Here is a 16,143-nt window from a genome sequence, read left to right as displayed (position 1 = left end):
CGGTCACGAGAAGGAAACGGCGGGTGAAACGCAACGACGGGCACAGGTGGCCGGGCGGGAGCGGCATGACGCATGTCGATGCGATCCTGCCGCTCGCCCTCATCCGGGACCGGGCCACAACGGATCTCATACTGTCCGGGCTCGACGCGTCCGGCGTCGCCTTCGCGCTGTTTTCACCGGAGGACGAGCTTTCCTATGCCTCGATGGTCTTTCGCGCGCTTTTCGACGTACAGCCGGGCGCCCGCACCTTTGCCGACATCATGCGCCACTGCCATGCCAACGGTGTCGGCCCGCGGATGAGCGGACCGATCGATGCCTTCCTGGACATGGCCCATGCCAAGCGACGCAGCCGCCCGCAGCGCGTCTTCGAGATCGACATCGGCGACGACCGCTGGTTCCTGGTGAACGAGACGCTTTTGGGCGACGGCTGGCTGTGGAGCGTCTTTACCGACATCACCATGCTCAAATCCAACGAGCGCATGCTGCAGATCGCCCGCGACGCGGCGCAGCTTGCCGCCGACACGGACCCGCTGACGGGCCTCCTCAACCGCCGCGCGGCGATGGCTAGGCTGGACGCGGAAATGCGGATCGCCTTTCGCGACGGTGCGCGGCTCTCGCTCGCGCTTATCGACCTCGATCATTTCAAGGCGATCAACGACCGCTATGGCCATGCCCGGGGTGACGAGGTGCTCCGGCATTTTGCCGCGGCGGGACGGCAGCAATCGCGCGCCGGCGATCTCTTCGCCCGGATCGGCGGGGAGGAATTCCTCATGCTGATGCCGGGCGCCGGTCTTGGCGAGGCGATGCACGCCATGGAGCGCCTTCGCTGCCATGTGGCGCGGGCAGAAGACCGTGCCGGCCCCGGCTGCGCCTACACCATGTCGGCGGGCGTCGCGGAATTCTGCGGCAATGCGGTGGAGGACCTGTTCGAGCGGGCCGACCGCGCACTCTACAGCGCCAAGCGCCTCGGCCGCGACCGCATCGAGCAGGCGCCTTGAGCCGCCCCGCGCCAAGGCGGCGCCGCTTCGACCGGAAACGCGCTACTCGAAGGTCAGCATGATCTTTCCGATATGATCGCCATGCTCCATCATGCGGTGGCCGGCGGCCGCCTCGCTGAACGGCATGACGGCGTGGATGACGGGGGCGATGCGCCCCCCCTCCAAGAGCGGCCAGGCCTTCTCCAGGAGCGCGTCGCGGATCTCCTGCTTTTCCGCCGCTGTGCGCGGGCGCATGGCCGAGCCCATCAGGTGCAGGCGCTTCTGCAGGATGGGCGCAAGGCTCACCTTCTCCGCGAAGGTGCCGCCGAGGAAGGCGATGATCGAAAGGCGCCCGTCGCGGGCGAGCGACTTCAGGTTCCGCTCGAAATAGGCCGCGCCGATCATGTCGAGAATGACGTCGACGCCGGTCCGGCCGGTCTCCTCGGCAATGACGGCGCAGAAATCCTCGCTGCGGTAGTTGATCGCCCGGCTGGCGCCGAGATCGACGCAGGCGGCACACTTCTCCGCCGTGCCGGCCGTCGTGAAGACGCGTGAACCGAGCGCGCTGGCGAGCTGGATCGCCGTCGTGCCGATGCCGCTCGAACCGCCGTGGATCAGCACGCTCTCGCCGGGCTTCAGGCCCGCCATCATGAAGAGATTGGCCCAGACGGTGAAGAAGGTTTCCGGCAGGGCCGCGGCCTGCACCGCGTCAAAACCTTTCGGGAACGGCAGCGCCTGGCCGGCCGGCACCGCGCAATATTGCGCATAACCGCCGCCATTGGCCAGCGCGCAGACCCTGTCGCCGAGCGCGTAGCCGGTGACGTCCTCGCCGAGCGCCACCACCTCGCCGGCGATTTCGAGGCCGAGAATGGGGCTGGCATCGGGCGGTGGCGGATAATCGCCCTTGCGCTGAAGCACGTCCGGCCGGTTGATGCCGGCGGCCGCGACGCGCACGAGGATCTCGCCGCGCTTCGGCTGTGGCGTGCGGCCCTCCATCACTACGAGATTGTCGGGGCCGCCATGTTCGCTGAGCCCGACATGGGTCATGGATGAGGGAAGTGACATGGGCTTATCTCCCGGCAGGCATGAGGTGGCGCTCTCTTGCGGCGATTCTAGCCGAAAGCACGAATCTTTTGAATCGCTTGCGAGGGATTGTGCGACAGAAACGTTAGCGGCGGATATGCCAAGTTTCGGCCGCAAAGCCCTGAAATTCCGGCCGTTTCGCGACAGTCAGAATTAAATCTTGTTAATTTGAAAACGGATTTTTCCGGGCCTACCGTCCATCTCGAAGCCGGGGAGCGCCGGCGGCTCCACCCCCAGGGGGCCGCGACACGACGCTTCCGGACGGTTTCACAGCGCCCCGCCCGGGGCCAATTCAGGACGACACAGATGCGTGTTCTTCTTTCCAATCTCGCCATCGTCACGGTTCTCGCCACCCCGGCGCTTGCCCTCGCCGCCCAGACGGCGACCGGCACGGTCAAGGACTACAACAAGGCGTCGATGTCTCTGACGCTTTCCGATGGCACCGTCTACCAGCTTCCCAAAGGGTTCCACGATCCCGGGCTGAAGGCTGGCGAGAAGGTGTCCGTCTCCTTCGACATGTCCGGCAAGAACCACGAGGCGAAGACGGTGAAGATCCTTCGCTAACGTGGCAGGGGCAGGCTCGAAAGGGCCTGCCCTCCTGTATCAACGGAGGGCGGCCCCCTGCCCTGCGTTCGCGGATGCCGAGGACAGCACGAGCCCCCCGTCGCTGCCCTTGGCATCCGCCTTCAGGCCGGCGATGCGGCTGCTGATCAGCCCCGCCTCGCCGATCACCTCCCCCTCCGGCAACACGAGAACGACGGCCGAGCAGCGCATCAGCGGAAAGGTCGTCTCCTGGCCGGCGCGGTCGCGGCCGCGGATTTCTCCGGCCAGCCGATCCTCCGGCGAATAGAGCGAGCGCACCTCGCGGGTGAAATCGGCCAGCAGCCGCTCCAATACCTCCCGCACCGCCTCGACGGAACGTCCGGAAACGCCCGCGAAGAAATCGTCCCCCCCGACATGGCCGATGAAGACGTCCTCGCCGACGAAATCGCGGCGCATCAGCGAGGCGAAGAGCGAGAGCGCAAGGTCCCCCTTGTGGAAGCCGTAGTGATCGTTGAACGGCTTGAAATTGTCGAAATCGAAATAACACAGGCATCGGGTCTGATCGCCGTCGAGCGCCTTGTCCTGCAGGTAGTCGCGGATCGAGCGGTTGCCGGGAAGGCCGGTCAGCGGGTTCTGGTCCTCCGCCGTCTTCAGGCGCTTCTCGTTGATGATCTTCAGGAGCGAGGAGGCCGAGAGGATGCCGGCATACCGCAGGTTCTCCGTCAGGATCACGCATTCGTTGCCGCCCATGCCGGTGAAGACGTCGAGCAGCTGTTCGGCGGGCGTGTCGAGATCGGCGATCGGCGCCATGGTGACGAAATGCGACAGGCTCTTCTGGTAGAGCTTGTTCTTCAGGAGATCGCGGCCGAAGGGGTGATAGGAGAGCTCCTTGACGTGGTATTCGTGCAGGATGCCGCGCGGCTCGTCATTGGCGTTGAGCACCGGGAAGAAGGTGCGTTTCGGATCGCGCCGGAAGAATTCGAAGACCGATTCCAGGCTCTCGTTCTCGCGCAGCACCGCGACCTGCTCGATCTCGCGGCGAATGAGGATGCTGTCGAGCGTGCGGGAGGAGCGGCGCCGCCCGCCGGCCCGCGCGACCTGCGCATAGACCGGGCTCAGCGCCGAAAAATCCGTGACCGGACGCGACACGAACCAGCCCTGCACGAGATCGCAGCCGGCATCGCGGCAGGCGATGAACTCCGCCTCGCTCTCCACCCCCTCGGCGATGACGCGGATGCCGAGCACGTGGGCGGCATTGACGGTGTTGCGCACGAGATGGCGCCGGCGCGCGTCGCTCTCCATGCCGGAGATGAAATGACGGTCGATCTTCAGGTAGTCGACCGGGTGGTCGCAGAGCAGCTTCAGGCCGTTGTGGCCGACGCCGAAATCGTCGATGGCAAGCTTGAAACCGGCAAGGCGCAGCTTGCGGACGAGCACAGCGAATTCCGGCAGCGTGTCGTTGTCGAAGCGCTCGGAGATCTCGAAGCAGATCGAGGAAGCCGGAATGCCGGCGCGAGCAAGATGCCCGGAGAGCCGGTCGACGAGATCGGCGCCGTCAGGCACCAGACGGGAATCGAGATTGACGAAGAGTGTACGCGAGCGGAAGTCCGGCAGCGCGGCGAAGGCAGCGATGGCGCGGCTGTTGACCATGTGTTCCAGCGCCAGGAGCTGTCCCGCCTCGTGCGCCCGGTCGATCAGGTCGAGCGGCGAGCGGAAGCCGAGGCGATCGAAGCCGCGCATCAGCGATTCGTAGCCGAAGACCGCCCCTGTCGCAGCCTCGACGATCGGCTGGAAGGCCGTTTCGATGACCAGCTTGGCGAGCGTGACGATCTCGCCATCCCCGAAGCGGCGAAGGGCAAGCAGTTCGGCGGCGGACATGCGCGGCTCCGAGACGTGAACGTTGCCGCGAAGTTTCTCCGCTGAGACCTGAAAAAATCGTTTCCGTACTGTGACAGTTCGGTGAAATCTCAATAACTACAAGGAGTTGAAAAAGAACTCCCTCATATAGGCAGAGCCAGCAGCAAGGCGCCGCCGCCGATCATCAGAACGGCGATCCAATGGGCCGTGGAAAGCTGTTCGCCGAGGAACAGAACAGCGAAGATGGCGACCAGAACGACGGAAAGCTTGTCGACCGGCGCGACCTGGGCGGCCTTGCCGATCTGCAGCGCGCGGAAGTAACAAAGCCAGGAGGCTCCGGTCGCAAGGCCCGAGAGAATGAGGAAAATCCAGCTCCTTGCCGGCACCGAGCCCGGCGCCTGCCAGTTCCCGGCCAGCGTCAGCATGAGGGCGAGCGCCAGGAGGATGACGACGGTGCGCACGAAGGTCGCGAAGTCGGAATTGACCTCGGAGATGCCGATCTTGGCGAAGACCGCCGTCAGCGCGGCAAAGACCGCCGAGCCGAGCGCCCAGACCTGCCAGGACGTCAGGAACGCCTTCACATTGCACCTCCTGCGAGCATAAGACGTGAAACTGCAAGTCCCGCCGCCACGGCGAGCAGCGAAAAAATTACCGATGCGCCGACATAAAGCACCGCCAACCCCGCTTCGCCGCGCTCCCAGAGCAGCGCCGCATCGAGCGAGAAGGCGGAAAAGGTGGTGAAGCCGCCGAGGATACCCGTCGTCAGGAACAGCCGCATCTCCTGCGGCAGGTGACCGCGGAAGGCGAAGATACCGGCGATCAGCCCCATCAGAAGGCAGCCGAGCACGTTGATCACGAGTGTTCCGGCGGGAAAGGCCGTGCCGAACAGCCGGGCGGCCAGCACATTCACCCCATGGCGCCCGGCCCCGCCGATGCCCGCGCCGAGAAAGACGATCAGATAGCTCATGTGCGTTGCCCTCACAGTCCGTTGATGCGACATCCGGACAACAAAAAACCGCCCTCGGGCGGTCGCAGAACATGCTCCCGCCGCCGACGGCCATCGCTGGCCGGTCTTGGCAGGAGCTATCAGCCGGTCAAACGGCGGTTGTCGGGGAGCTCCATCCCCATCCCACGCGATTTTTCTAGGCCTTGCCGTACCGCCTGTCAAACGCCACCCCACCGGCACCCGGCGGGGCGGCTGAACGGGTGGCTACTTCCGCAGCGCCAGGCCGAAGGCGATCAGCGCCCAGCCCTGCATGGCAAGGTCGAAAGCGAGGAACAGGCCGAGCAGCCAGAGGCTGTTGACCGGCCAGCCGATGAGAAAGACGAGGCCTGCGAGCGCCGTGACGATGCCGCCGGCAAGCAGCCAGCCCCAGCCCTTTTCCGGCCGGACCCGCAGGGCCGCGAAGATGCGGAACAGCCCCGCGACGAGGAGCGCGGCCGCCATCAGCAGGGTCAGCACGGCCGAGGTCAGTACCGGATTGACGAAGGCGAGCACGCCGGCGGCAAGATAGAGCAGTGCACTCAGCGCCCAGGCGATCGTCTCCCGCCAGGCCTTGACCTGGAAGGCATGGGCGAGATGCACCGCGCCGCCGACGATCATCAGCATGCCGACATAATAGACCGAGGCGACCGTCGCCCAGAAGAGATTGGCCGCGGCGATGCCGCCGAAGACGAGCAGGACGACGCCGAGCGCGACGAACCAGCCCCATTTTGCGCGCACGTCCGAGAGGGGGTTCATTCCGGGAGAGAGGACCATGTTGCACCTCGAAAGAAGAATGAAAACAAAGGCAGGCTAACACGGAACGCTCCCTCTTCGCGACAGCGAATTGACGCAGCGTGAAGCGCAAAGATTTTTATTGATTGATCGATCAATTAAAAATACCCTTGCAGAAAATCAGGAAAACGCCATGCCGAAAGTTGGAATGGAGCCGGTGCGCCGCAAGGCGCTGGTGGACGCGACGCTGAGGGCGGTCGGCGATCATGGCTCGCTGGCTGTCACCATGTCGGAAATCGCCCGCCATGCCGGCGTGTCCCCCGCCCTTGCCCATCACTATTTCGGCTCCAAGGAACAGCTCGTCATCGAGACGATCCGCAGCCTGCTGCGCCAGCTGCGCACCGATGCGGTGGCGGCGCTCGGGGCGGCGGAAACGCCACGGGAACGGCTCTCGGCGATCATCCGCGTGAACTTCCAGGCGCACCAGTTTGCGCCGGAAACGGTCGCCGCCTGGCTTGCCTTCTATACCGAGGCCCAGCGTTCGGAAGCGGTGCGCCGTCTCCTCGTCGTCTATGCACGGCGGCTGAACTCCAATCTCCTGTCGAGCCTCAAGCAACTCTGCCCGGCCGGGACCGCGGGGGAGATCGCCGACGGGGCGGCAGCAATGATCGACGGGCTCTACCTGCGGCAGGGCCTGAGATCCGCGCCGGTCAGCATCGAATCCTCGATCGCGCTGACGGAGAGTTATGTGCAGGCGCAGCTGGCGGCATCAGATGCGGCCGGGGTTGTCGCAGGATCGCCCCCGCCCGCCGCAGGGCGGCGGCCTTCCGTCGCCGCGCAGCGATAGAACTGTCAAAACCTCGCTTCCCCTTCAAGGATCCGCCCGTGACCGCCAGCAAGCCGAACATCCTGATCATCATGGTCGATCAGCTCAACGGAAAGTTCTTCCCGGACGGGCCGGCGGATTTCCTGCATGCGCCGCACATGAAGGCGCTCGCGGCGCGCTCGGCGCGCTTCCGCAACAACTACACCTCTTCCCCGCTCTGCGCGCCGGCCCGCGCCTCCTTCATGGCCGGCCAGCTTCCGAGCCGCACGCAGGTCTATGACAACGCCGCCGAATACATCTCCTCGATCCCGACCTTCGCCCATCACCTGCGCCGCGCCGGCTACTACACGGCGCTGTCGGGCAAAATGCACTTCGTCGGGCCGGACCAGCTCCACGGCTTCGAGGAACGGTTGACGACGGACATCTATCCCGCCGATTTCGGCTGGACGCCGGATTACCGCAAGCCCGGCGAACGCATCGACTGGTGGTATCACAATATGGGGTCGGTGACGGGCGCCGGTGTTGCCGAGATCACCAACCAGATGGAGTATGACGACGAGGTCGCCTTCCTCGCCAACCAGAAGCTCTATCATCTCTCCCGCGAAAACGACGACGACGCGCGCCGCCCCTGGTGCCTCACCGTCTCCTTCACCCATCCGCACGACCCTTACGTGGCGCGGAGAAAATTCTGGGATCTCTACGAGGACTGCGCGCACCTTCTGCCCGAGGTCGGCATGCTCGAGAGCCAGGACCCGCATTCCGCCCGCATCCTGCATTCCTGCGACTATGCCAAATTCGCCATCAGCGGCGAGGACGTGCGCCGCTCGCGCCAGGCCTATTTCGCCAACATCTCCTATCTCGACGAAAAGGTCGGCGAACTCGTCGATACGCTGACGCGCACGCGCATGCTGGAAAAAACGCTGATCCTCTTCTGCTCGGATCACGGCGACATGCTCGGCGAGCGCGGCCTGTGGTTCAAGATGAATTTTTTCGAGGGTTCGGCCCGCGTGCCGCTGATGATTGCAGGCCCGGGCGTCACCTCCGGCCTGCATCTCGCGCCGACGTCGAACCTCGATGTCACGCCGACGCTCTGCGACCTCGCCGGCATTTCCATGGAAGAGGTGATGCCGTGGACGGACGGCGAGAGCCTCTTGCCGGTCATCAACGGCGCCGAGCGGACGTCTCCGGTGCTGATGGAATATGCTGCGGAAGCCTCCTATGCGCCCATCGTCGGCATCCGCGAGGGCAAGTGGAAATACATCCACTGCGAACTCGACCCGGAACAGCTTTACGACCTCGACGCCGACCCGCTGGAGCTGACGAACCTTGCGGCCTCCGACGATCCCGTCATCAGGGCGACGCTCGCCGCCTTTAGGCAGATGCGCGAAGCGCGCTGGGACATGGAGGCCTTCGACGCGAGCGTGCGCGAAAGCCAGGCGCGGCGCTGGGTGGTCTACGAAGCGCTGAGGAACGGGGCCTATTATCCCTGGGATCACCAGCCGCTGCAGAAGGCATCCGAACGTTACATGCGCAACCACATGAACCTCGACAATCTCGAGGAATCCAAACGCTACCCGCGGGGAGAATGAGATGAAAGCCCAACCGAAAGCCTCGCACTTCATCGACGGCGACTATGTGGAAGACACCGCCGGCACGCCCTTCGACAGCATCTACCCCGCCACCGGCGAGGTGATCGCCCGCCTCCACGCCGCAACGCCGGCCATCGTCGAAAAGGCGATCGCGTCCGCCAAGCGCGCGCAGAAGGAATGGGCTGCGATGAGCCCGACCGCGCGCGGCCGCATCCTGAAGCGCGCCGCCGAGATCATGCGCGAACGCAACCGCGCGCTTTCCGAACTCGAAACGCTCGACACGGGCAAGCCGATCCAGGAGACGATCATCGCCGATCCGACTTCGGGCGCCGACGCCTTCGAATTCTTCGGCGGCATCGCGGCCGCCGGCCTCAACGGCGACTATATCCCGCTCGGCCAGGATTTCGCCTTCACCAAGCGCGTGCCGCTCGGCGTGTGCGTCGGCATCGGCGCCTGGAACTATCCGCAGCAGATCGCCTGCTGGAAGGGCGCGCCGGCGCTCGTCTGCGGCAATGCCATGGTCTTCAAGCCTTCGGAAAACACACCGCTCGGCGCTCTGAAGATCGCAGAAATCCTCATCGAGGCCGGCCTGCCGAAGGGTCTCTACAACGTCATCCAGGGCGACCGATCCACCGGCCCGCTGCTCGTCAACCATCCTGACGTCGCCAAGGTCTCGCTGACCGGCTCCGTGCCGACGGGCAAGAAGGTGGCGGGGGCAGCCGCCTCCGACCTCAAGCACGTCACGATGGAACTCGGCGGCAAGTCGCCGCTCATCGTCTTCGACGATGCCGATCTCGAAAGCGCCATCGGCGGCGCGATGCTCGGCAATTTCTATTCGACCGGGCAGGTCTGCTCGAACGGCACCCGCGTCTTCGTGCAGAAGGGCATCAAGGACAGGTTCCTGTCCCGCTTGAAAGAGCGCACGGAAAAGATCGTTATCGGCGACCCCATGGACGAGGCGACGCAGCTCGGCCCGATGGTCTCGAAAGCCCAGCGCGACAAGGTTCTGGACTATATCGAAAAAGGCAAGGCCGAAGGCGCGACGCTGCTGACCGGCGGCGGCATTCCGAACGACGTGCCGGGCGAAGGCACCTATATCCAGCCGACCGTTTTCGCCGACGTCACCGACGAGATGACCATCGCCCGCGAGGAAATCTTCGGCCCCGTCATGTGCGTGCTCGATTTCGACAGCGAGGACGAGGTGATCGCGCGCGGCAACGCCACGGAATTCGGTCTCTCCGGCGGCGTCTTCACGACGGATATCACCCGCGCCCACCGCGTCGTCGACCAGCTCGAAGCCGGCACGCTCTGGATCAACACCTACAACCTCGCCCCCGTGGAAATCCCCTTCGGCGGCTCCAAACAATCCGGCTTCGGCCGCGAGAACTCGCTTGCCGCGCTGGAGCACTATTCCGAGCTGAAGACGGTGTACGTGTCGATGGGCAAGGTCGAGGCGCCGTATTGAGGGGTTGCCCCTCACCCTAGCCCTCTCCCCGCAAGCGGGGAGAGGGAACGTGCCTTACGCACGTCCAGAGAACGGAAAACGGCGCGGCACATCCCTTCTCCCCGCCTGCGGGGAGAAGGTGGCGGCAGCCGGATGAGGGGCATTTTAGGGGAAAGCGAAGTTCACCATGCAGAACGCAGACTACATCATCATCGGCTCCGGCTCCGCCGGCTCGGCGATCGCCTACCGGCTCTCGGAGGACGGCAAGCATACGGTCATGGTGCTGGAATATGGCGGCTCGGATATCGGGCCGTTCATCCAGATGCCGGCAGCGCTTGCCTGGCCGATGAGCATGAAGCGTTATAACTGGGGCTACCTTTCCGAGCCAGAGCCGCACCTCAACAACCGCAGGATCACCGCGCCGCGCGGAAAGGTGATCGGCGGCTCGTCATCGATCAACGGCCTTGTCTATGTGCGCGGCCATGCGGAGGACTTCAACCGCTGGGAGGCGCTCGGCGCGCAGGGCTGGGCCTATGCGGATGTGCTGCCCTATTACAAGCGCATGGAGACCTCCAGCGGTGGCGAGGCCGGCTGGCGCGGCACCGACGGGCCGCTGCATGTGCGGCGCGGGCCGGTGACGAACCCGCTCTTCCACGCCTTCATCCAGGCCGGCAGCCAGGCGGGCTTCGAGCTGACGGAGGACTATAACGGCTCCAAGCAGGAAGGTTTCGGCCTGATGGAGCAGACGATCCACGACGGCCGTCGCTGGTCGGCGGCGAATGCGTATCTGCGCCCCGCCATGAAGCGGCCGAACGTCTCGCTGGTTCGCTGCTTTGCCCGAAAGATCGTCATCGAGAATGGCAGGGCCGTCGGCGTCGAGATCGAGCGGAACGGCAAGATCGAGGTGGTGAAGGCGAACCGCGAGGTGATCGTTTCCGCCTCCTCGTTCAATTCGCCGAAACTGCTGATGCTGTCGGGCATCGGCCCCGGCCAGCACCTCAAGGACATGGGGATCGACGTAAAGGTCGACCGGCCGGGCGTCGGCGCCAACCTGCAGGACCATATGGAATTCTACTTCCAGCAGGTCTCGACCAAGCCGGTCTCGCTCTATTCCTGGCTGCCCTGGTTCTGGCAGGGCGTGGCGGGGGCGCAGTGGCTTCTCTCCAAAGGGGGCCTTGGCGCGTCCAACCAGTTCGAGGCCTGCGCCTTCCTGCGCTCCGCGCCGGGCCTGAAGCAGCCGGATATCCAGTACCATTTCCTGCCCGTCGCGATTTCCTACGACGGCAAGGCGGCGGCCAAGAGCCACGGCTTCCAGGCCCATGTCGGCTACAACCTGTCGAAGTCGCGGGGCAGCGTGACGCTGCGCTCGTCAGATCCGATGGCCGATCCGGTCATCCGCTTCAACTACATGAGCCACGAGGAAGACTGGATCAAGTTCCGCCACTGCGTGCGCCTCACCCGCGAAATTTTCGGCCAGCAGGCGTTCGACGAGTTCCGCGGGCCGGAAATCCAGCCGGGCGCGAAGGTCGAGACGGACGCGGAGATCGACGCCTTCCTGCGCGAGCATCTGGAGAGCGCCTATCACCCCTGCGGCACCTGCCGCATGGGCGCGGCGAGCGACCCGATGGCGGTGGTCGATCCGGAAACCCGCGTCATCGGCGTCGAGGGTCTTCGCGTCGCGGACAGTTCGATCTTCCCGCATGTCACCTACGGCAACCTCAACGCGCCGTCGATCATGACCGGCGAGAAGGCGGCCGACCACATCCTTGGCAGGCAGCCGCTCGCCCGCTCCAACCAGGAGCCTTGGAAGAACCCGCGCGCGGCGGTGAGCGACCGGTAAAAAGTTCGGAACCTTAATGGTTGCAAGGGGTTGAGGCGGGCAATCGCCTCAAAGGGGGACCCTGTGGCAATCTACAAAAAGGTTTCGCATCGTCATATCCGCAAGGAGACCGACCTCGTCGTCACGCTGATCGAGGGCCTTGGCGGTCCCTGCGCTTTCCTCACCGACCCGGCGCAGGGCCGCGATACGATCCCCATTCCCGTCGAGGAAGCGCTCGCCGGCGCAGAGCAGGTGATTGCCGGCGCGCCGACACCCCGCGAGCTGGTAGTCGTCGACGAGGAGGATCTCTGGGACGAGCGCTGGGGCACCCTGACGCCTGACCCCGAGCGCACAATCAGATGAAGGCGATCCAGCGCCCTGCCAACACCGCACCGATCCAGACGGCCAGCGACAACAGCGCCTGCGCGCGCACGAGAGGCGGCACGCTGTCCGTCGCGATCACCCCGCGCCACCCGCCGCGGGCGTGCAGAACAACCGCATTAAGGACGCCGAGGGCGATGAGCGCGACCTTGGCGAGGAAGGCGGGGTTTTCGGCGTATTCCTGCGGGCGTACGGAGAAGAGACAGAGGCCGGTCGCAACCGCCGCGGCAACGCCGATCCCTGCTGTGCGTGACAACAGCGGTCCGATGGTCGCGACCGGCGGTGCCTTGAGGGCACCGATAAGGCGCAGATCGAGCGGCAGGATGGCGCCGACGATGAGGCCGATCGCCAGGATATGGGCGGCGTTGACGAGGAGATAGAGCGTGCCGGACGCCTTCAGCGCGGCGGCGACCGGCGTCGTCGAGAGCCAGGCAAGCGCCTCCATGCCCGCCTCGTCAGTTCGTTTGAATGCGCTCGGGATAGATGTCGAAGACTTTTCCGGCAACGGTGATGCGCACGGCCTTCATCCGCTTTTCCGTCTGGTCGAGCGAACGGTTGCCCAGGATGACGATCGTGTCGCCGGGCTTTGCCGAGTCTTGGGCAAAGCCGGACCGCTGCGTCTGGCGTGGATTGCCGAGTTCGATCTTCCACACCCCGTCCGAGGCCGTTTCGACGTCCAGCGAGGGGTGCGGCGGTGCGATCGACACGGTGCGGATCGTGCCGGTGAGGTCGCTCTGCGCCTCTTCGGCCCAACCCCAGCCGTGATGGGCGAAGGCGGCGAAAGTGGTCATCGACGCGGCAGCGGCAAGGACGACCATTCTGGTTGTTGCAGCTTGCATGGCATTTTCCTCTGTCGGTTCTGCCCCGACAGACAGGATACACGCCTCACCGGGTAAGGCTGTTCAAGGATAGTTGAACGGCCTTACCCAAATGAAAAGGCCGGGCAATCGCCCGGCCCTTCCTGTCCGCTTCCGACCGGAGGCTCAGAAGAAGAAGAAATCGTTGGCGTGAAGGTCTGCCTTGTCGATGCCTTCGAGCTTGATGCTGTTCTTGCCGTATTCGATGACGAGATCGCCTGACTTTTCGGTGGCGTGCGAAAGCACGTCGTTGAAGTTCGACAGGACCGACTTGTCGAGGCGGATCACGTCACCCTTGGCGCTGCCGCCCTGGAAGTCGGTGATCGTGTCGTTGCCCTGGCCCTTCTTGAAGATGAAGACATCGTTGCCGGAGCCGCCGGTCAACCTGTCATTGCCCGTACCGCCGTCGAGCGTGTCGTTGCCGGTCCCGCCCGAAAGCTTGTCGTTGCCGGAATCGCCATAGAGCTTGTCATTGCCCGAGCCGCCGGAAATCGTGTCGTTGCCGCCGCCGCCTTTCAGCGTGTCGTTGCCGTTGTTGCCGGAGATCTTGTCGGCCTTGCCGAAACCGGTGAAGGTATCGCTGCCGGTGCTGCCGGAGAACTCGATGGCATTTGCCTTGAGGATCTTTTCGAGGCTGGTCGTCGCGCCGCCATCGGTGTTCTTGCCGCCCATGATGTCGCTCAGGATCTTGCCGCTGAGGGTCTTGTCCGTCACGTTGAGGCCGGTGATCTCGATATCGGAGACCGACTTGAAGCGGGAACCGACGAGCTCGACCTTATTGCCGAAGGTGATTGCGTTCAGCGAGCCGGAGATCTTGTGGGTCGCCAGATCGTAGTCCCACTTCGCCTTGCCGGAGGTGAGCACGACGCCATAGTCCTTGGCATTGGTGCTGGCGTATTGCGTGCCGCTCATGGCCATCGGGTCCGTGCTGTTGAAGGAGCCGTAGCCATCGCGGAGGTAGGTCTTGTCGAAGTTGGTGAGGTAAGAGCCGAAGTTGATGCCCTTGCCATCCTTGTTCGCATCCTTGACCGAAATCTTGATCGCCATTTGCTCGTTCCTTCCTGTCGGGCGCACGCGCGCATAATACCTGAATTTGATACTCAGCTATTAAATCTGATTTTTTATGTCAAGTTTTTTAAAGCCCCTCTCGGCGTCGATCCAAGGCGGCAGGATTTCTGCCCGTGGCGCGAGATGGAGAGATATTTGCTCCCGCGCCGGTGTTTCAGAAATCCGTTTTGCTGTCTCGCCGGGGACAAGGCTGCGATAATCCGGCAACTTCTCATAAAGGCACCGAACGAATGACTGCTCTTACCGGAAACGGGACCGCGCAGGCCCTGAATGACAAACTCGCCGAACTCGACCTTGCCGGCCGTCTTGCGCTGGTGGCCGGGCTGGGCGGGCGCGCCGTGTTCACCACCAGCCTCGGCATCGAGGACCAGGTGATCACCGCCGCCATCGGCAGCGAACGGCTGCCGATCGACGTCTCGACGCTGGAGACCGGCCGGCTCTTCAAGGAGACCGTCGATCTCATTGCCGAGACCGAGGACCAGTACGGCATCACCATCACGCGCTATCATCCGCGTCAGGAGGATATCGACGCCTATGCCGCGCAATACGGCCTCAACGGCTTCTACGAGAGCGTCGAAGCCCGCCACGCCTGTTGTGGCGTGCGCAAGCTGAAGCCGCTTGCGCGCGCACTCGAAGGGGCATCCTTCTGGATCACCGGCCTTCGCCGCGGCCAGTCCGGCAACCGTGCCGACACGCCGTTCGCGGAGTTCGACGCGGAACGGGGCCTGATCAAGATCAACCCGCTGGCGGATTGGGATATCGAGCGCATCAACGCCTATGTGGCCGACAATGCCGTTCCGGTGAACCCGATGCACAAGCGCGGTTATCCCTCGATCGGCTGCGAGCCCTGTACGCGCGCCATCAAGCCGGGCGAACCCGAACGGGCCGGCCGCTGGTGGTGGGAAAACGACGAAAAGCGCGAATGCGGCCTGCACGTTCCCGAATCGGCACTCCCCTCCCTCGAATCGAGCGCCCTTTAAAAAACCATTCGCCTCGACAGGCACAGTTATCCGGAGTTACCCCTTTCATGTCCGATACCCGTCACGAAGCGGAAGCGAAGCACAACGCAACGCCCAAGCCCCCGCTCGATCCGCATCTGAAGGCGCTGGAAAACGAAGCGATCCACATCTTCCGCGAAGTCGCCGCCGAGTTCGAACGGCCGGTGATGCTCTACTCGATCGGCAAGGATTCCTCGGTTCTCCTGCATCTGGCGCGCAAGGCCTTCTATCCCGGCCGCGTGCCCTTCCCGCTGCTGCACGTCAACACGGGCTGGAAATTCGCCGAGATGATCACCTTCCGCGACAAGATCGTGAAGGACTACGACCTCGACCTGATCGAGCATGTCAATCCGCGCGGCGCGGCTGAGAACGTCACGCCCTTCACCCATGGTTCCGCGCTCTACACGGACATCATGAAGACCGAGGCGCTGCGCCATGCGCTCGACGCCGGCAAGTTCGACGCGGCCTTCGGCGGCGCGCGGCGCGACGAGGAAGCCTCGCGCGCCAAGGAGCGCATCTACTCCTTCCGCACGCCGGATCACCGCTGGGATCCGCGCAACCAGCGCCCGGAACTGTGGAACGTCTACAACGGCATGATCCGCCAGGGCGAAAGCGTGCGCGCCTTCCCGCTGTCCAACTGGACCGAGGTCGACATCTGGCGCTACATCCAGGCCGAGGACATCCCGATCGTACCGCTCTATTTCGCGGAAAAGCGCCCTTACGTGGAGCGCGACGGCATGATGATCCTCGCCGAGGACCCGCGCCTCGAACTCTTGCCCGGCGAAGTCAAGCAGGAAGGCGTCATCCGCTTCCGCACGCTCGGCTGCTTCCCGCTGACCGGGGCGATCCGCTCGCAAGCCACGACGCTCGACGACATCATCGCCGAGTTGGAGACCGCCACCGTCTCCGAACGCCAGGGCCGCGCGATCGACCGCGACCAGTCCGGCTCCATGGAAAAGAAGAAACGCGAAGGGTATTTCTGAG

General features: G+C 64.4%; 17 protein-coding genes and 1 riboswitch. Of the genes, 9 read left to right on the top strand and 8 right to left on the bottom strand.

The genetic code is table 11. The features are described 5' to 3' along the window. Positions 1 to 23: 23 nt before the first annotated feature. Positions 24 to 998: a sensor domain-containing diguanylate cyclase gene (locus K0P03_RS04340; protein WP_272788989.1), complete on the top strand. Its 975-nt coding sequence runs from the start codon at positions 24 to 26 to the stop codon at positions 996 to 998. A 42-nt stretch (positions 999 to 1,040) separates the two neighbouring features. Here the strand turns inward: K0P03_RS04340 and K0P03_RS04335 are convergent, their stop codons facing one another. Continuing rightward, complete coding sequence (locus tag K0P03_RS04335; RefSeq protein ID WP_272788988.1) at positions 1,041 to 2,042, bottom strand: NAD(P)H-quinone oxidoreductase; 1,002 nt, start codon at positions 2,040 to 2,042, stop codon at positions 1,041 to 1,043. 324 nt (positions 2,043 to 2,366) lie between these two features. Here K0P03_RS04335 and K0P03_RS04330 point away from each other — a divergent pair, with 324 nt between their 5' ends. Then, the gene (locus K0P03_RS04330) at positions 2,367 to 2,624 is read left to right on the top strand and encodes a DUF1344 domain-containing protein (protein ID WP_023514432.1); all 258 of its coding nucleotides are present in this window, start codon (positions 2,367 to 2,369) and stop codon (positions 2,622 to 2,624) included. Between the two features lie 39 nt (positions 2,625 to 2,663). On the opposite strand, the gene K0P03_RS04325 is transcribed toward K0P03_RS04330, so the two are convergent. The 4 genes from K0P03_RS04325 to K0P03_RS04310 form a co-directional block, all read right to left on the bottom strand. Further along, positions 2,664 to 4,481, bottom strand: coding sequence for a GGDEF domain-containing protein (locus tag K0P03_RS04325; RefSeq protein WP_023514431.1), 1,818 nt, complete (start codon positions 4,479 to 4,481; stop codon positions 2,664 to 2,666). 122 nt (positions 4,482 to 4,603) lie between these two features. Next, positions 4,604 to 5,041 carry an EamA family transporter gene (locus K0P03_RS04320; RefSeq protein WP_272788987.1) on the bottom strand — a complete coding sequence of 146 codons (438 nt, stop codon included), beginning with the start codon at positions 5,039 to 5,041 and terminating at the stop codon, positions 4,604 to 4,606. Then, a complete protein-coding gene (crcB, locus tag K0P03_RS04315; protein WP_272788986.1) occupies positions 5,038 to 5,427 on the bottom strand; it encodes a fluoride efflux transporter CrcB in 390 nt (129 codons plus the stop codon). The genes K0P03_RS04320 and crcB overlap by 4 nt, the downstream gene beginning before the upstream one ends. Positions 5,428 to 5,530: 103 nt before the next feature. After that, a riboswitch (Fluoride riboswitch) is annotated at positions 5,531 to 5,595 on the bottom strand. 75 nt (positions 5,596 to 5,670) lie between these two features. Next, entirely contained in the window at positions 5,671 to 6,219 is a 549-nt protein-coding gene (locus K0P03_RS04310; protein WP_023514428.1) for an HdeD family acid-resistance protein, read from the bottom strand. 151 nt (positions 6,220 to 6,370) lie between these two features. Between K0P03_RS04310 and betI the strand changes: the two genes are divergently transcribed. The 5 genes from betI (at position 6,371) to K0P03_RS04285 (ending at position 12,218) form a co-directional block, all read left to right on the top strand. Then, entirely contained in the window at positions 6,371 to 7,024 is a 654-nt protein-coding gene (gene betI / locus K0P03_RS04305) for a transcriptional regulator BetI (RefSeq protein WP_023514427.1), read from the top strand. Between the two features lie 38 nt (positions 7,025 to 7,062). Then, positions 7,063 to 8,592 carry a choline-sulfatase gene (betC, locus tag K0P03_RS04300; RefSeq protein WP_272788985.1) on the top strand — a complete coding sequence of 510 codons (1,530 nt, stop codon included), beginning with the start codon at positions 7,063 to 7,065 and terminating at the stop codon, positions 8,590 to 8,592. Between the two features lies 1 nt (position 8,593). After that, entirely contained in the window at positions 8,594 to 10,057 is a 1,464-nt protein-coding gene (gene betB, locus K0P03_RS04295; RefSeq protein WP_272788984.1) for a betaine-aldehyde dehydrogenase, read from the top strand. A 166-nt stretch (positions 10,058 to 10,223) separates the two neighbouring features. Continuing rightward, positions 10,224 to 11,876 (top strand): choline dehydrogenase, encoded by a 1,653-nt coding sequence (gene betA / locus K0P03_RS04290; RefSeq protein WP_272788983.1) that lies wholly within the window; start codon positions 10,224 to 10,226, stop codon positions 11,874 to 11,876. 63 nt (positions 11,877 to 11,939) lie between these two features. Beyond that, positions 11,940 to 12,218, top strand: a complete 279-nt coding sequence (locus K0P03_RS04285; RefSeq protein ID WP_272788982.1) for a hypothetical protein — start codon at positions 11,940 to 11,942, stop codon at positions 12,216 to 12,218. On the opposite strand, the gene K0P03_RS04280 is transcribed toward K0P03_RS04285, so the two are convergent. The 3 genes from K0P03_RS04280 to K0P03_RS04270 form a co-directional block, all read right to left on the bottom strand. Further along, the gene (locus K0P03_RS04280) at positions 12,211 to 12,681 is read right to left on the bottom strand and encodes a DUF6644 family protein (RefSeq protein ID WP_272788981.1); all 471 of its coding nucleotides are present in this window, start codon (positions 12,679 to 12,681) and stop codon (positions 12,211 to 12,213) included. The two genes, K0P03_RS04285 and K0P03_RS04280, sit on opposite strands and share 8 nt — an antisense overlap. Before the next feature lie 10 nt (positions 12,682 to 12,691). Then, positions 12,692 to 13,054 (bottom strand): DUF6152 family protein, encoded by a 363-nt coding sequence (locus tag K0P03_RS04275; protein WP_272790445.1) that lies wholly within the window; start codon positions 13,052 to 13,054, stop codon positions 12,692 to 12,694. Positions 13,055 to 13,219: 165 nt separating this feature from the next. Next, positions 13,220 to 14,140: a calcium-binding protein gene (locus tag K0P03_RS04270; protein ID WP_023514420.1), complete on the bottom strand. Its 921-nt coding sequence runs from the start codon at positions 14,138 to 14,140 to the stop codon at positions 13,220 to 13,222. A 251-nt stretch (positions 14,141 to 14,391) separates the two neighbouring features. Between K0P03_RS04270 and K0P03_RS04265 the strand changes: the two genes are divergently transcribed. Both K0P03_RS04265 and cysD read left to right on the top strand, forming a co-directional pair. Beyond that, complete coding sequence (locus K0P03_RS04265; protein ID WP_272788980.1) at positions 14,392 to 15,141, top strand: phosphoadenylyl-sulfate reductase; 750 nt, start codon at positions 14,392 to 14,394, stop codon at positions 15,139 to 15,141. A gap of 47 nt (positions 15,142 to 15,188) precedes the next feature. Beyond that, positions 15,189 to 16,142, top strand: a complete 954-nt coding sequence (cysD, locus tag K0P03_RS04260) for a sulfate adenylyltransferase subunit CysD (protein WP_272788979.1) — start codon at positions 15,189 to 15,191, stop codon at positions 16,140 to 16,142. Position 16,143: the final 1 nt, after the last annotated feature.

The sequence above is a fragment of the Shinella sp. HY16 genome, assembly GCF_028534175.1.
Classification (GTDB): Bacteria; Pseudomonadota; Alphaproteobacteria; order Rhizobiales; family Rhizobiaceae; genus Shinella.
This window is presented reverse-complemented; position numbering and strand designations above follow the sequence as displayed.

Excerpts from the sequence above, each read along its gene's own strand:
- cysD (WP_272788979.1), top strand. The coding sequence starts at position 15,189 with ATGTCCGATACCCGTCACGAAGCGGAAGCGAAGCACAACGCAACGCCC.
- betB (WP_272788984.1), top strand. The coding sequence starts at position 8,594 with ATGAAAGCCCAACCGAAAGCCTCGCACTTCATCGACGGCGACTATGTG.
- K0P03_RS04325 (WP_023514431.1), bottom strand. The coding sequence starts at position 4,481 with ATGTCCGCCGCCGAACTGCTTGCCCTTCGCCGCTTCGGGGATGGCGAG.
- betI (WP_023514427.1), top strand. The coding sequence starts at position 6,371 with ATGCCGAAAGTTGGAATGGAGCCGGTGCGCCGCAAGGCGCTGGTGGAC.
- crcB (WP_272788986.1), bottom strand. The coding sequence starts at position 5,427 with ATGAGCTATCTGATCGTCTTTCTCGGCGCGGGCATCGGCGGGGCCGGG.
- K0P03_RS04310 (WP_023514428.1), bottom strand. The coding sequence starts at position 6,219 with ATGGTCCTCTCTCCCGGAATGAACCCCCTCTCGGACGTGCGCGCAAAA.
- K0P03_RS04265 (WP_272788980.1), top strand. The coding sequence starts at position 14,392 with ATGACTGCTCTTACCGGAAACGGGACCGCGCAGGCCCTGAATGACAAA.
- K0P03_RS04275 (WP_272790445.1), bottom strand. The coding sequence starts at position 13,054 with ATGGTCGTCCTTGCCGCTGCCGCGTCGATGACCACTTTCGCCGCCTTC.
- K0P03_RS04270 (WP_023514420.1), bottom strand. The coding sequence starts at position 14,140 with ATGGCGATCAAGATTTCGGTCAAGGATGCGAACAAGGATGGCAAGGGC.
- betA (WP_272788983.1), top strand. The coding sequence starts at position 10,224 with ATGCAGAACGCAGACTACATCATCATCGGCTCCGGCTCCGCCGGCTCG.
- K0P03_RS04330 (WP_023514432.1), top strand. The coding sequence starts at position 2,367 with ATGCGTGTTCTTCTTTCCAATCTCGCCATCGTCACGGTTCTCGCCACC.
- K0P03_RS04280 (WP_272788981.1), bottom strand. The coding sequence starts at position 12,681 with ATGGAGGCGCTTGCCTGGCTCTCGACGACGCCGGTCGCCGCCGCGCTG.
- K0P03_RS04335 (WP_272788988.1), bottom strand. The coding sequence starts at position 2,042 with ATGTCACTTCCCTCATCCATGACCCATGTCGGGCTCAGCGAACATGGC.